The organism is Chamaesiphon minutus PCC 6605, from assembly GCF_000317145.1.
GTDB lineage: Bacteria > Cyanobacteriota > Cyanobacteriia > Cyanobacteriales > Chamaesiphonaceae > Chamaesiphon > Chamaesiphon minutus.
The window spans coordinates 4863497-4878289 of the sequence record NC_019697.1 but is presented as its reverse complement, the minus strand read 5'-3'; the positions used below and the strand labels follow the sequence as shown (position 1 = coordinate 4878289).

13 protein-coding genes are annotated in these 14793 nt (G+C 45.4%); 9 read left to right on the top strand and 4 right to left on the bottom strand.

Features of this window, described 5'->3' with window-relative positions:
• Positions 1–18: 18 nt before the first annotated feature.
• From CHA6605_RS22200 to CHA6605_RS22190, 3 genes are all read right to left on the bottom strand, one after another.
• Positions 19–546 (bottom strand): chemotaxis protein CheW, encoded by a 528-nt coding sequence (locus tag CHA6605_RS22200; RefSeq protein WP_015161621.1) that lies wholly within the window; start codon positions 544–546, stop codon positions 19–21.
• 10 nt (positions 547–556) lie between these two features.
• On the bottom strand, positions 557–922 hold the full coding sequence (locus CHA6605_RS22195; protein ID WP_015161620.1) for a response regulator transcription factor: 366 nt from the start codon (positions 920–922) through the stop codon (positions 557–559).
• 173 nt (positions 923–1095) lie between these two features.
• A complete protein-coding gene (locus tag CHA6605_RS22190) occupies positions 1096–1275 on the bottom strand; it encodes a hypothetical protein (protein ID WP_015161619.1) in 180 nt (59 codons plus the stop codon).
• Positions 1276–1657: 382 nt separating this feature from the next.
• Between CHA6605_RS22190 and hmpF the strand changes: the two genes are divergently transcribed.
• The 5 genes from hmpF to CHA6605_RS22160 all read left to right on the top strand — a co-directional run bounded on the left by hmpF (position 1658) and on the right by CHA6605_RS22160 (position 9316).
• Positions 1658–3382 (top strand): pilus motility taxis protein HmpF, encoded by a 1725-nt coding sequence (gene hmpF, locus CHA6605_RS22185; protein ID WP_015161618.1) that lies wholly within the window; start codon positions 1658–1660, stop codon positions 3380–3382.
• Positions 3383–3676: 294 nt separating this feature from the next.
• A complete protein-coding gene (locus CHA6605_RS33155; protein WP_015161617.1) occupies positions 3677–4417 on the top strand; it encodes an LptA/OstA family protein in 741 nt (246 codons plus the stop codon).
• A gap of 33 nt (positions 4418–4450) precedes the next feature.
• Positions 4451–5179, top strand: coding sequence for an LPS export ABC transporter ATP-binding protein (gene lptB / locus CHA6605_RS22170; RefSeq protein WP_015161616.1), 729 nt, complete (start codon positions 4451–4453; stop codon positions 5177–5179).
• Positions 5180–5421: 242 nt separating this feature from the next.
• The gene (locus tag CHA6605_RS22165; RefSeq protein WP_015161615.1) at positions 5422–6540 is read left to right on the top strand and encodes an LptF/LptG family permease; all 1119 of its coding nucleotides are present in this window, start codon (positions 5422–5424) and stop codon (positions 6538–6540) included.
• Positions 6541–6808: 268 nt separating this feature from the next.
• The gene (locus tag CHA6605_RS22160; protein WP_015161614.1) at positions 6809–9316 is read left to right on the top strand and encodes a U32 family peptidase; all 2508 of its coding nucleotides are present in this window, start codon (positions 6809–6811) and stop codon (positions 9314–9316) included.
• Between the two features lie 251 nt (positions 9317–9567).
• On the opposite strand, the gene CHA6605_RS22155 is transcribed toward CHA6605_RS22160, so the two are convergent.
• The gene (locus CHA6605_RS22155; protein WP_015161613.1) at positions 9568–10035 is read right to left on the bottom strand and encodes a hypothetical protein; all 468 of its coding nucleotides are present in this window, start codon (positions 10033–10035) and stop codon (positions 9568–9570) included.
• 116 nt (positions 10036–10151) lie between these two features.
• On the opposite strand from CHA6605_RS22155, the gene CHA6605_RS35205 reads away from it, so the two are divergent.
• From CHA6605_RS35205 to CHA6605_RS35855, 4 genes are all read left to right on the top strand, one after another.
• Positions 10152–10289 (top strand): hypothetical protein, encoded by a 138-nt coding sequence (locus CHA6605_RS35205; RefSeq protein ID WP_015161612.1) that lies wholly within the window; start codon positions 10152–10154, stop codon positions 10287–10289.
• Positions 10286–12364 (top strand): AAA family ATPase, encoded by a 2079-nt coding sequence (locus tag CHA6605_RS22150; protein ID WP_015161611.1) that lies wholly within the window; start codon positions 10286–10288, stop codon positions 12362–12364. The genes CHA6605_RS35205 and CHA6605_RS22150 overlap by 4 nt, the downstream gene beginning before the upstream one ends.
• Before the next feature lie 43 nt (positions 12365–12407).
• Positions 12408–13193 (top strand): biotin--[acetyl-CoA-carboxylase] ligase, encoded by a 786-nt coding sequence (locus CHA6605_RS22145; protein ID WP_015161610.1) that lies wholly within the window; start codon positions 12408–12410, stop codon positions 13191–13193.
• A 91-nt stretch (positions 13194–13284) separates the two neighbouring features.
• Positions 13285–14769, top strand: a complete 1485-nt coding sequence (locus tag CHA6605_RS35855; RefSeq protein ID WP_015161609.1) for a M23 family metallopeptidase — start codon at positions 13285–13287, stop codon at positions 14767–14769.
• Positions 14770–14793 lie beyond the last annotated feature (24 nt).

Below are 14793 nucleotides of genomic sequence, written 5' to 3'. Positions count from 1 at the left end.
CTATTCATTGGCGATGGGTTAAATCGTCCATTGAGAAGAACGCAGAATCGCCACTTGGTCGAGTAATCGCAATTCCGGACGATCGGCTCCGGTGCTATATATTCCTTTGACATAACCCTTCATGGCAGCAGGGATTTGACGATCGGGAGGGAGTACCCGCTCGATGTCCAACCACTCAGTATTCGCGACCGTATGAACGGCAAAACCCATTACGAGTTCTTGTTCTTCGACAATTAATACCGAAACTTCATTCTGGTCGGTATTTACCAAAACTCGATCGCCCAAAAACTGTCCCAAATCTGCGACCCAAATTACTTGACCGCGCCAATTATACGTACCTAAGAAATAAGGTGAAGCATTGGGAATCGGCGTTATTCGATCGAAATAAACGGACATGACCTCGCGCACGCCAGAAGCCGGGAGTGCGAATTCATTACCCGACGGTACGTCAAATCGCAAACACAATTCTCCATCGCGGCTACCCGAACTGACCTCATTAGCTGCCGAGTTATCGTCACTGGTGAGAAAATCTAAATTGAGAACCATTAGACCTATCCTAATTTCGCAATAACTGTTTGATTGTGCTCAGTAATTCGACTGGCTCGAAAGGTTTACAAACATAGGCATCGGCACCTTGGCGCATCCCCCAATGTTTGTCAAAATCTTCACTTTTGGAACTACATAAGATCACGGGCACATTTTGAGTTTTGGGATTGGATTTAAGCGTGCGGCAAACTTCATAACCATTCATTTTGGGCATCACGACATCGAGCACCACTATATCTGGCACGATTTCTAGTGCCACTTCTACCGCTTGTTCGCCATCTGTGGCGACATTTACTGTCATCCCACTAGCTTGAAGTAGCTCTTTGATCATTTCCCGCTGGGCGGTACTATCATCTACCACTAGAACTGTTTTCATATCTCTGCTAATCGATGGGGTATATGGACACTGAAACAGTAAACATTAACAATAAGTAATGTGTCTTAAGCATAAAAGATAGATTTCATAAACAATACTCGTGGAAACATATTGCTAAACTGGATGCACTAAAAGTCGATCGCTCAAACTAATGCCGATCGCCGTCAACCGCTTTAGAGGAGAACGCGACCGCCAACGGCGGCAACATCTACACTAGTAAAGCTAGTAACAGCCTGACTTGGCACCGACGGCAGTACCATGAGCCGAGAGATGTGCGTGACACCAGATGCTGATGATGCAATTATGCCCGCTACATTCAGTTTTCCCACACAATCACTCGTTTGTTGCATCATTTTCAAGATCGATCAAAAATTCAGTTGAGATTTATGCTGATGACAGTTGGCAGTCAATGTATATATAGTTGTTAGTGATGGCTCTGCTCGATTTGAGGGAAAGCTAAGTTGTGACTCTGCGGAGTCAGAGATCGGCACTATCGCTACTCATAGCTTACCGTCACATCATTGTAACTACAAATTTACATTATCTAGTCCGCCGCCGTGGCGAGATTCGCCACCTAGAAATTGAATAGTCCCCCACAAAGTCGAAGGTTGAGCCTGGTGCCTCGATGCCGCTCAAACTGTCTGTTGGCTCAGATTTATAATATGGATTGACTTATTCGATTCTGTATACTCGACAAAATCTAAATTTATTTATATAAGACAAGGGCATAATAACGTGTTGTATCTAGCAGAAGTCCAAAAGCCAAAATCTGGGTTTAATATCAGCGGCAGAAGTAAAGCTGAACTCAAATTATTGGCCTGTCAGCGTACCGAACAAAATTGGAGTGCGATTCCTGGTGAAGAATTAATCGCCGCTCCTGACGAGGCAAATAACTATAATCCTGGGGTATTAGTCCTCGTGGATATGAATGCCAATCGTCAGATTCAATCGCCCTTGCGGGACGCTGGCAAACATCTGGTAGGTATTCTCCAAAATCTCTCACGCCAAATCGAAAAATATAAAAAAGAAGCCGATGAAATCGAAAGCTGGCGGCAATCCCTGAGCCTCCAAAGCCAACAGTTACAACTGCGCCAGCAAGAAATTTACGAACGGGAAGAAGATTTAGAACAAAAACGTGCCGAACTCGACAGGTTGACTCAAGAAGCACAAGCTTTGGAATCGACACTCGAACAACACGAGCAATCTCGGCAAGATTTGGCAGCACAATGGGAACAATTACGCGAGAAAGAACAATATCTCGAAAATCAACAGCAATCGCTCAGTGGTGGAGCTTTGAGCGAGCAGCAAGTAGATGAAATTCGAGCAGCTCTCCAGCAATTAGGCGGTAATTCGCGCGGTTTCAATCCCCAACAATTAGAAAGTACTGTTACCGAAATTGAAGCTCAACAAGATCTCCTCAATACACATTGGCAACAGCTTCGTTATCAGCAGCAACGTGTCGATGAAACGCAAGCAGAACTTAACCGCCAACAGCAGGAAATCGAACGCGCCAAGCAGCAGCTTCAAGAGTTGCAAACTTCGCTGGAGGAAACCCAAACTGCTTGGGAAATTCAACAGCATACTTTGAGTATGCAACAAGAATATCTTCAGCGTCTAAATGTTCGCATCCAGCTCGAACAAGAAACTTATCAGAAAATTTATCTGATGTCTAAAGGTGGCGGTATCGAGATCGGCGATGTTCAAAAAATCGATCTCGAACAGCTCGAAGCAATGCCGCTCGAAGAGTTACAATCGATCGTCGAAAATCTGCAAACTGAAGTCGATCGATCGGTGCATTTCGTCCATTTGGAAGAAGAAGAACTCCAAGAAAAACAAGCTGCCATTGACGAACTCCGTCAAGCGATCGCTGCTGCTAATGAGTTCGATAAACTCAAACTAGAGGCTGATTTAGCAGACGAACAAGATGGCTATAATATGCTCGACCATACTCTCGATGGGCAACGTCAAACGATGCGCGAGCGTCAAACTTTCTTGCAAATTCACAATCGAGTTTTACGCCAGCGTCAGGGACATGCACCCGCAGATGCAGATCGCACTCAGATCGAGTGGGAGTCGATCTTAGGTTTATTAGAGACTCAACGCCAGCAACAGCAATCGGAATTCACTCAGGTGGAAACCGAGATCCAGAATCTGCGGACGACGATCGAACAAACCAAAGCTAAAATCGAACAACAGGTAGAGACTTATATCCGCGAATCCAAACAAGTCCAGCAGCTCGAACAGCAGCATCAAACTACTAAGCAACTATCGCTCGAGTTAGCTGCCAAAATCGAGTTATATCAAGAGATCTTGCCCTCGTTACAACAGAGGATCGATGCTTTCAAACAGCAATTGGGTAACTTGGCGGACGCGGCAGAGCAGCAACCAGAAAATCAACAAGCCATGCACCATATTGAGTCTTTACTCAACAATTTAGTTCATGGTACGCCCATGAGTTAATCTTCTCAGTGGGAAGTTGGGAGTACGCAATGGTGTATTCACTCGTGCGACTCGTTACTAGACAAATTAGTTATTAATCGCTACGCCTGGAGCAATCTAGATCGGATCGAAAGCCAGTTTTGAGCTTTCGATCCGATTTTTGCTACTAACTCTCCACTGCCTACTAAAAGTGAAACTTATCATAAATCGATCGCGTCAAAGAGGGGAGACTTCGGCTAGTGTCGATCGTAGTCGAGCGAAAGTTTTCACAGTTCCGAGCGATCGGGGCTACCAAATCCAGATAAGATTTAATACATGCACCGCATAACTCACACTTTCAATCGCTACCGTGACTGGCGATGGCTGCTACTGCTGTCATCGATCGTTTGTAGTGGTACGATCGCATTACAAACACAAATTATCCCCGTCCAAGCCCAGCCAGCTAACCCCCAGGGATTGTCTATCCAAGCAGATACCCAAGAGGCTAATTCTCAAACCCAAGTAGTCACCGCACGCGGTAATGTCCAACTGCGCTATCCCAGTCGCAGCCTCCAAGCCAAGGCCAATCTCGCTCAATACTTTATCAAACAAAAACGGATTGTTTTGACAGGTAGCGTTCTCATCGTTCAAGACGGGAATACTTTAGAAGGAGAAAGTGTGACTTATCTAATCGATGAAGGTAAATTTATCGCCAATCCCAAGCCCAAACAACAAGTCCGCAGTAACTATATCATCCCCGAGCAAGGCGGTAAAGGGATGATTATCTTCTCGAACACCCAAGAAGCTAACACTAAGACAGAAATGGTGACAGCGCGCGGTAACGTTCGTCTCAGTTACCCCGACAAAAAACTGCAAGCACGAGCAAATACCGCTCAATACAATATCAAAGCTAGACAAATCTTACTCTCTGGCAATGTGCTTGTCGTTAATAATGGCAGCAGTCTTCAAGGGGATACAATTACCTATTTCATTGACGAAGGACGATTTATCGCCAGACAAAAACCAGGGATTCCCGTACAGTCGATCTATATCATTCCGGAAAGAACTAATAATTAGTACGAGTTTACCCGTTCTCCCCTATTCGATCGCGTGAAGATTATCCTCGAAAATATTCAAAAATCCTACGGAAAGCGAAATATTGTCAATCGCGTCAGTCTTTCTGTCTCTCAAGGCGAGATCGTTGGTTTGCTAGGGCCGAATGGTGCGGGTAAAACTACGACGTTTTATATTGCCACAGGACTCGAAAAGCCCAATCAGGGCAAAGTCTGGCTCGATGATGAAGATATTACCGCGCTATCAATTCACCAGCGCGCGCGCTTGGGAATCGGCTATTTGGCGCAGGAGGCGAGTATTTTTCGGGGTTTGACGGTATTAGATAATATTTTGCTAGTACTCGAACAAACCAACGTCCCACGCAAGTTGTGGGATCGCAAATTAACCGATCTAATTACTGAATTTAATCTAGAGAAGGTCGTGCATACGTTGGGAAACCAGGTATCGGGTGGCGAAAGAAGGCGGACAGAAATCGCTCGCTCTCTAGCTGCGGGGATTAATGGGCCGAGATTTTTATTTTTAGACGAACCATTTGCAGGCGTCGATCCGATCGCTGTCGCAGAAATTCAAAAGATTATTGCCAAACTACGCGATCGAAATATGGGTATCCTAATTACAGATCACAACGTTCGCGAAACCCTCGCAGTTACCGATCGAGCCTATATTATGCGCGAAGGCCAAGTATTTGCTTCGGGAAGTAGCGAAGAAATGTATGCAAATCCTTTGGTACGTCAATATTATTTAGGTAGTGATTTTCAAGTGTAGAGTATTAAGAACAATCTGCTGGAGTTATAAATACTGAAAACAATTAGCAAATCAGTTTTAAAGTCGAGATATATCTATTGTTAATCTTCAGATTTAGTTATTAGTTGTCAATTATCAATTATCTGTCTTGTCGCGCTAAATTTGGAGGGAACCTCCACCGCGCACCGCAATTATCAATTATCAATTAATTCTACGTGAGAAATCCAAGTTTATCTCGAATTTTACTACCAGGCATTTCGGTGATGGATCGATATATCGTCACCCAATTGCTAATGCCATTCTTATTTGGTGTCGGTGCATTTTCATCGATCGTCTTAGCCGTCGGCAGTCTGTTCGATCTCGTCCGCCAAGTCGCCGAAGCTGGCTTGCCGATTACTATTGCACTAGAAGTAATGGCACTTAAGATGCCTCAATATATTACTTTCGCATTTCCGATGTCGATTCTGCTATCTGGGATGATGACTTATGGTAGCTTTTCAGCATCTAGCGAAATTGTGGCTTTTCGGAGTTGTGGTATTAGTGTTTATCGCTTGATTTTACCTGCGATAATTATGAGTTTTATCGTAACTGCAATTACCTTCTTTTTTAACGAACTTCTCGTACCTGTAGCTAGTCAAAGAGCGACCACGATTTTGACCACAGCTTTAAAACAGGATAAGCCAACATTTAATACCGAGAACATTGTCAAACCAATCTATAAAGAAGTCGAGCGAGATGGTAAAAAGGAACAGGTATTAGCGTGGCTGTTTTATGCAGAAAAATTCGATGGTAAAACCATGACTGGGCTGACAATTTTGGATCGATCGAAAGCAGATGTCGGCTTGAGCCAAATTATCAACGCTCAGTCTGCGGTTTTAGATGCTGCTAAAAATTCTTGGGATTTTTATAATGGGACTATATATATCATCTCTCCGAATTCATCTTATGGTAATATCGTCAACTTCACGCGTCAACACTTACAATTACCTAGCTCGCCATTCGATATTGCCGCGCTAGACAATCGCAATCCCGACGATATGAGTGTAGCTGAATCACTGGAATATCTAGAGCAGGTTAAGCTCACTGGCGATAAGAAAAAAGCTCTAACTGTGGCAGTCAAAATTCAGAACAAATTAGCTCTACCATTTGTATGTATTGTCTTTAGCGCGATCGGTTCGGCAACGGGTATTCGTCCGCAACGTACTGGCAAGGCGACGAGTTTTGGGGTGAGCGTATTAATGATTTTTGGTTATTATCTAATTATGTTTGTCTGTGGAGCCTTGGGACAAGCTGAGGTGATTTCACCATTTTTAGCTGGTTGGTTGCCTAATTTTATCGGACTGGCTATCGGTGGTTGGCTGGTGGCTCAGGCTGCAAAATAACAGTATTTGTCGATCGATTATCTAAAATCTAGAGAACCTATTTGAGAGGATGTCTGAAAACTCAATTTTGTTAAGCTCAAACCCTAGAGAATCCCCCCTAGCCCCCCTTAAAAAGGGGGGAAACGGATTTTAAAGTCCCCCTTTTTAAGGGGGATTTACCCAGCGTAAACGAAGCAATTAGACTTTTCAGACATCCTCTGAGAAGTTTGCTAAGGCTATCATTATGGCATCAAGCTAGAATACAGGGGAATAGATTTATTCCCTAAAGATGCCGACACCTACTCCCACTCTTACCCGTATCCATCGCCCGCTACTACTCGCGCCTGCGGGAAATTGGGAATGTGCCAAAGCTGCGATCGAAAATGGTGCGGATGCCATTTATTTTGGGTTAGAGCGGTTTAATGCCAGAATGCGGGCGGAGAATTTTACTGAAGGCGATTTGCCAGAATTGATGGCGTGGTTGCACCAGCGCGGGGTGAAGGGCTATGTCACGATGAATACGTTGGTGTTTCCGCAGGAGTTGCCAGCAGCGGAGCAATATCTCCGCAGTATTATTTTGGCGGGAGTAGATGCGGCGATCGTGCAAGATGTGGGGTTATGTAAATTAATCCGACATTTATCGCCAGATTTCCCGATTCATGCTTCGACGCAGATGACGGTGACGAGTGCTGCGGGGGCAGAATTCGCTCATGAATTGGGATGCAATTTAGTTGTGTTGGCGCGGGAATGTTCGCTGAAGGAAATCGATAAAATTCAGGCACAATTGAGCGATCGAGAGATATCTATTCCGCTCGAAGTATTCGTCCATGGGGCGTTGTGTGTCGCTTATTCGGGGCAATGTTTGACAAGTGAATCTCTGGGTGGTCGATCGGCAAATCGAGGCGAATGCGCTCAAGCTTGTCGGATGCCTTACGATCTGATTGTCGATGGCGAATATTATCATTTGGGCGATAAGAAATATCTACTCAGTCCTCAAGATTTGGCAGGATTGAATGTATTACCAGAAATTATTAAAAGTGGCGTCAGTTGTCTCAAAATAGAAGGACGACTGAAGACGCCTGAATATGTGGCGAGTGTGACGAAAGTTTATCGATCGGCTTTAGACCGCATCGTCGCAGATTTGGGTATTTCTGCCGAACCAGATCGAGATTTATATAACTTAGAAATGGCTTTTTCTCGCGGGTTATATACGGGGTGGTTTGAAGGGATTAATAACCAAGCCTTGGTACATGCTCGCTTTGGGAAAAAACGGGGCGTATATTTAGGGGAAGTTACTAGAGTTTATCCCGATCGCGAGGCAATTGCTATCGATCCGATCGCGCCGATTAAGGCTGGTGACGGAATCGTCTTCGATTGCGGACATCCCGAAGATCGCGAGGAAGGGGGGCGTGTTTATGAGGTATTTAAGAACGAGCGTCAGTCGGAAGTGATGCTGAGTTTCGGGCGCGGTGCGGTGAATTTTCGGCAGGTATATATCGGCGATAAAGTTTGGAAAACTAGCGATCCAGAATTGGATAAACAAGTCCGTCAAACTTATGCTGGTGATGTACCCAAATTCCAACGCTCGATCGATTTAGAAATCCATGGCGAAATTAATCAACCATTAATCGCGATCGCTCGCGATGAAGTGGGGTATGTGGTGCAGGTAGAATCGGAAATATTGTTAGTTGCGGCGCAAAATCAACCGCTGACGACGGATAAGCTCAGCTCTCAATTAGGACGCTTGGGTAATACGCCATTTCGATTGGGAAGTCTGACTAATCATCTGGTTGACGATCTGATGTTACCTGTCAGCGCGCTCAATCAAATCCGCCGCGAATTAGTGACTAAATTAACTGAGGCGCGCAGTCAACCGAAATCTTGGCAACTATCGCCGACTAATAAATTAACAGACTTATTGCCTGAGGTCGATCGAGCTGTTCTCAATCCACCACAATTAATTATTTTAGTCCGTAAACTAGACCAAATTCCAGCCGCGATCGAGTCGGGAATTGCGACTATTTATTGCGAACTCGAAGATCCGCGCAAATATCACGAAGCCGTGCAATTAGTTCGCGCCGCCAAGTCTAAAAGCAATCCACCCCAAATATTTGTCGCGCCGCCAAGAATTACCAAACCGGGGGAAAATTGGATTTTAGAACAAGTGCGATCGAGCGATGCCGATGGTTATTTAATTAGAAACTACGATCACTTAGAGTTTTTTAAAACGGATCGGTGTATCGGCGATTTTGCCCTGAATGTTGCCAATCCGCTGACGGCTGACTATTTTTATCAAAACTACACTTTCGATCGCCTTACAGCCTCCTACGACCTGAATATCGACCAATTAACCGCCCTAATCCGCAGTTGTCCGCGCGATTGGTTTGAGGTGACGATCCATCAACACATGCCGATGTTCCACATGGAACACTGCGTTTTTTGCACCTTCTTATCTGAAGGTACCGACTATACCAATTGCGGTCGTCCTTGCGACGAACATCAAGTCAAATTACGCGATCGTGTGGGAACGGAACATATTCTCCAAGCCGATGCTGGCTGTCGGAATACGGTATTCAACGGTGTGGCTCAAACTGGGGCGGAATATATCCACCGCTTGGTGGAATTAGGCGTCTATAATTTCCGGTTAGAGTTTGTCAATGAATCGCCGCAAACTGTTAGTGAAACGATCGGCTATTATCAACAATTATTAGGCGGTCAAATTAGCGGTACCGAATTGTGGAAAAGCCTGCAACTGAGCAGTCAACTCGGTGTGACGCGCGGTTCGCTGGGAGTGTAGGTCTCGATCGACCCAAAAAAGTGGGGGTAATCCATAAATTACCCCCACTTTTCTGATTGCGGAGCTAATGCGTCCGCGTAGTGTCTCGGAAAGAAGCACACCCAACGACTGGAATTCGTCGCTAATGATGCAAAGTTCGCCTTATTTAAGAGACGCTACGCGCACGCGGACTGATTAGCTAGTCCGCGAAGGCGGACTTCGCAACATTAGCAGCGGTTTCTAACCGCTGCGGTTATCAATAACTCGATCGCTTAGAAGCGAATATTAGCACCTACAGTAACGCTAGTATTCGCATTATTGCTGCTAAAGGGAATGGCTACCGAACCTAACAAGGAAAAGCTTTCATCAACATTGAAATCTGCACCGACTTGGGCAAAACCATTAGTCGTATTATTTGAGTTACCAGTTTGGAAGCCAACACCAACACCGATAAAGGGAGTAAACGCGATCTGAGATTGACGCAGATCCCAGTCATAAGTCAGACTAGTACCAAACTGCGTGCCACCAGAAGGGAACAATACATAGGGACGTAGAGAAATATTATCTGCAACACCTAGTTTGCTGTTGATACCAAAGACACTTTGTCCACCGCCAAAAGTAACTGCGGGGCCGATATAATTGTTGCCGATACCGCCAGCCATTGCCGCTTCAGGAGCTTGAGTAAGTGCCGTAGCAATGCAAGTAGCCGCGATCGCGAACAGGGGTAAAAGCTTTTTCATAATACAATAATAATTGTTGCAAGTATAAAAGTTGACGATACTCTCTCATATTTAGTTCCAATCGAACAGAATTTTTCTACATTTTCTGTATTTTCCAAGATTCCTATCGTTACATAATGACTCCACACCTTACTCCTGAAGTCCGTCAGATTATCGAGCGCGTTCTCCAGCTCGAACGCGACAGGCTCGATCGCAAAAAGAATTCGCCGATTAATGATGATATTCTCAAAATTATTAAAGAGGTGGTTACATGAAACTGACTGCCATTCGGCTGTGTAACTTCCGCCAATTTTATGGTGAGACGCCAGAAGTGCGTCTGGCTAACGACAACGATCGCAACACTACCATCATTCATGGCAATAATGGTGCGGGTAAAACTACCCTCCTCAATGCGTTTACCTGGGTACTCTACGAAAAATTTACCGCCGCCTTTGCCGAATCGCAGCAACTAGTCAATAAGCGAGCCATCGCCGAAGCTGAGATCGGTACCGCCGTCGATACGTGGGTGGAAGTCGCCTGGGAACACGATGGCAAACGTTACCGCGCCAAACGGATGTGTCGCGCCTACAAACAGCCAGACACAGTTAATATCGTCAACAACGAATTACTCTACTTATATATCGGCGATGCCGATGGTAAATGGCTGCACCCCCAACAACCACCAGACGAAATCATTGGCAGAATCTTACCCGCCAGTCTCCACCAGTACTTCTTTTTCGATGGCGAACGGATCGAGCAAATCGTCCGTCAGGATAAACGACTCGAAATCGCTGAAGCTACTAAAATTCTTCTGGGGGTAGAAGTCCTAAATCGAGCGATCAAGCATTTAGGTGAAGCTAAAAAAACGCTCGAAACCGAACTAGCTCAAATTGGCGATACTGCAACTAAAGATTTACTCAAATCGCAACAACAATGCCAGCAAGAGATCGATAATATTGAGTCTCGGCAAGCAGAGATCGAGCGCGAAATTGCTAACTTCAAAGAGATCGAACGCGAAATTAATAACTATCTGCTCGAACTCACTGCCGCTACTGCCATCCAACAGCAACGACAAGAATTAGAAAGTAATAAAGCGATCCACCAAACTCAACTTCGTCAAGCCCAGTCAGCGATTAAGCAATTAATCTCTACTCAAGCATACACCGTTTTACTACCAAACCTGACGCTAAAGTTTCAACATCTCGTCGCCGAATTACGCGATCGCGGCGAACTAAATCAAGGCATATCGCGAGAATTTATCGCTCGACTGATTCAGCATCAAAATTGTCTGTGCGGCGCAGAATTACGCCCTAACACTCCTGCATATATTCAGATGCAAACTTGGCTGTCTCGTGCCAGTATTGCTGTCATTGAAGAGACAACGATGCGGTTGATAACCCAGGTCGAAGATTTTCAAGCTCAAGGTGATGAATTTTGGCAGGCGATCGATCTACAACAGCAAATTGTCACTACTGCTAGGTCAGAAATTAGTCAATTAGAAATTCAGATCGATCGACTCGAAACCCAACTGCGTCAAGATACTAATCTTGAAATTAGCAATCTGCAAAAGCGACTCGACGATATCGAAATCAAAGTTCGCGACCTCATCCTCACTCAGGGTCAAAATAAACAACAAATCTTTCACCTCGAAGGCCAAGTTCGATCGCTTGCCAAGCAAATTACCAAACAACAAGCGAACCAAGATCGTCAAAGTTTAGCTCAACGTCGTCTCCAAGCCACCCGCTCGGCAATTGAAGAATTAATCGTCATGCGCGATCGCCAAGAGCAACAATTTCGGGTCGAACTCGAACGGCAAGTCCAAAGAATTTTTCAAACTATTTCGGTCACTCCATATCTACCTAAAATTACCGAAAAATACGAATTAATGTTAGTCGAAAATACTAGAGGTGTCGAAACGATCGTCGCCGCCTCTACTGGTGAAAATCAGATCCTCAGTCTCTCATTTATTGGGGGGATTATTGAGCGCGTGCGCGAATGGAGCGAACAAAAATTACTCACCGTCCCCCAAAGCAATACCTTCCCAATCGTTATGGATTCACCGTTTGGCAGTCTCGATCGAATCTCGCGTCGCCAAATTGCCCAGATCTTACCCCAACTAGCCAGCCAACTAATCGTTCTAGTTACCAAAACTCAATGGCGCGATGAAGTCGAAACCGAAATGCAGTCAAAAATTGGCAAGCAATATGTTTTAACTTACTATACTTCTAAATTAGATTCCCCCGAAGACTACCTAGAGATCGATCGCCATCGCTATCCCCTAATTCAGCATAGTCCTAACGATTTTGACTACACCGAAATTGTCGAAATTGAAGATAAAAGACAAAATTAAATAAGGTACATATCAACTATCAACTATCAACTATCAACTATCAATGGATCGTCAAAAAATACTAGATATATTAGCCGAAGATCGCTCTTTAGATTTAGAGTTCAATCTCCATATCTTTGAGAATCTCACCTCAACTAATGATAAGTTGTCGCAACTAATCGATCGAGATAATGCGCAATCGGGCACGATCGTCATTGCCAAAACCCAAACAGCCGGACGCGGACAACAAGGAAAAAAATGGGACTCCGAGCTAGGTGGATTGTATCTATCCCTAGCAATTTCTCCAGATCTACCAGCTACAAACGTGCATCAATTAACGCTTGGAATTGTCTGGGGGATCGCGCATCAATTAAGACTAAAGGATATACCTGTCTCTATCAAATGGCCTAACGATCTGATGTTAGCCGATCGAAAATTGGGAGGAATTTTAACGCAGACAAAGGTATCACAAGGTAAAATCTACCAAGCAATTGTGGGTGTAGGAATTAATTATGCCAACCCAGTGGGATCGAACGCTATAAATTTAGTAACCTACAATGACGATCGGCCAAATTACCGAAATTTCTCGATCGAGATGTTAACAAGCTGTACTATTAGGGGAATTATAAGCGGGTACAAACGTTGCACTCCAGCAACGATCGACAGTTTACTGTTGGACTATCTGGAACTACTTCATGCCCGTGGACGCTCGACGATTGTCAATGGTAAGTTAGGAACCGTTTTGGGAATCTCACCACAAGGAGAGTTACGAATCGGTTTTGCAAATACCACAGAGGTAATTGAAACTTATTTTGCGCCTGGTACCTTTACCTTGGGCTACGAGGGTTAGTAACTTTGGACATCTGCAAACTTAACTATTTTGCGATGCTGAAGCGGATGAATAGTTCTGAACAAAGACTGCGTTGAATTAAAAATTAATTATGACCAGCAAGGCAGAAAAAATATCGCATCACTCACGCAAACAGCCTCGGTTGAGTATCTTCTTCCGAAATCCTCTACTGTTAAAGATTGTGGCTTGGCTCGGCAGCCTCAGCTTTATCGGTAGCACTGGCATCGTTTGGGCGGATCTAAAACCAATATCTACATCACAAACAGAAGCACAAGCATTCATCCAAGCATCGAGAGCGAGTGCCCCAGGCACGCCAAAATCCGCAGAGCGAGAGATATTTGGCCCTGACCTACCGACAGCTCCTAAGCCTTCAGTAGAGCCGATCTCTCCAGCACAACTGCCAAATCGGGAAGTCCCTGTGGCTGTCGCCCCTAGTTCGGCAGCAATCTCCCCCACTGGCACGATCGTCCGTCCCAAGCACACCGATCTACTCACCGCAGATAACTACACCGTTGGCGTCAATGGTTCGGCATTAGCCCAAGCAGCCACTACCGCGTCCATCGAGATTCCCGTTCCAGCTCCCTTGAGCAACAAGATTCCCAATCTCACCAGAGAAAGAGTTGCCAGTACCAGCAGTCAGATCCAACCGCTGCTCAAACCTTCACAGTGGCCGATGGCTCGCTCCGTACCGATCGTCAGTAACCAGTCTCCAGCGATTTCCCCACAGTCTGCTCAGGGTTATCAGACAGTTCCAGAAGTCACTGCGCTACCTACACTCAACTCTACATCCGCCAGCGCATCAAAAGCTAATTCTTATACTCAAAATCCACGCACGATTGCGGCGGAGCGTTACTCGACAGTCGTCAAGCCGATGACTCCGCCTGTCACCAGCGGTAGATCGAACGCTGCTAGTAGCAACTCCTCAGCTATTTCTGTACCCACATCGCGCAACCAACGGATCGAAGTTCTGCCTGTAGCGCAACTCCCCAAATTAACTGGCACTAAAGTGGTACCAGCAGTATCGGCAATCCCCAGCGTTCGTCCTGCTGGATCTAATGCCCAGGCAGCAACTACAACTTTCACCGAAGATCGATCGAATCTGGCTGGCGGAGAATTTATCTATCCACTCACCAGTCCAGCTCCAACTACTTCGGGCTTTGGTTGGCGCACGCATCCCATAACCGGGAGTCGTCGCTTCCATTCGGGTGTAGACATCGGTGCTCCAATGGGCACGCCAGTAGTGGCTTCAGGATCGGGAGTAATTGTCTCTGCTGGTTGGCTCGGCGGCTATGGTAAAACAGTTGTCATTCAACACAATGGCATTCAGCAGACTCTTTACGGCCACCTTTCGGAAGTTTTTGTCCAACCAGGACAAAGAATCGAACAAGGCACCGTCATCGGTCGTGTTGGCAGCACTGGTAACTCAACTGGCCCACACTTGCACTTTGAAGCTAGAGTTTCGACAACAGATGGTTGGGTGGCAGTAGATCCGGGTGAAGATATTAAGTACGCATTGGATAATCTCCGTAGATCGATGCCATTCGCTCAGCGCGAGTTCGATCGAGTAGTCAACTAACCGATCGATTATTGAGCTTAGCTA

Bases quoted from the DNA above. Each gene is read 5' to 3' on its own strand.
- CHA6605_RS22200 (WP_015161621.1), bottom strand. From the start codon at position 546: ATGGTTCTCAATTTAGATTTTCTCACCAGTGACGATAACTCGGCAGCT.
- CHA6605_RS22195 (WP_015161620.1), bottom strand. From the start codon at position 922: ATGAAAACAGTTCTAGTGGTAGATGATAGTACCGCCCAGCGGGAAATG.
- CHA6605_RS22190 (WP_015161619.1), bottom strand. From the start codon at position 1,275: ATGATGCAACAAACGAGTGATTGTGTGGGAAAACTGAATGTAGCGGGC.
- CHA6605_RS33155 (WP_015161617.1), top strand. From the start codon at position 3,677: ATGCACCGCATAACTCACACTTTCAATCGCTACCGTGACTGGCGATGG.
- CHA6605_RS22165 (WP_015161615.1), top strand. From the start codon at position 5,422: ATGGATCGATATATCGTCACCCAATTGCTAATGCCATTCTTATTTGGT.
- CHA6605_RS22160 (WP_015161614.1), top strand. From the start codon at position 6,809: ATGCCGACACCTACTCCCACTCTTACCCGTATCCATCGCCCGCTACTA.
- CHA6605_RS22155 (WP_015161613.1), bottom strand. From the start codon at position 10,035: ATGAAAAAGCTTTTACCCCTGTTCGCGATCGCGGCTACTTGCATTGCT.
- CHA6605_RS35205 (WP_015161612.1), top strand. From the start codon at position 10,152: ATGACTCCACACCTTACTCCTGAAGTCCGTCAGATTATCGAGCGCGTT.
- CHA6605_RS22150 (WP_015161611.1), top strand. From the start codon at position 10,286: ATGAAACTGACTGCCATTCGGCTGTGTAACTTCCGCCAATTTTATGGT.
- CHA6605_RS22145 (WP_015161610.1), top strand. From the start codon at position 12,408: ATGGATCGTCAAAAAATACTAGATATATTAGCCGAAGATCGCTCTTTA.
- CHA6605_RS35855 (WP_015161609.1), top strand. From the start codon at position 13,285: ATGACCAGCAAGGCAGAAAAAATATCGCATCACTCACGCAAACAGCCT.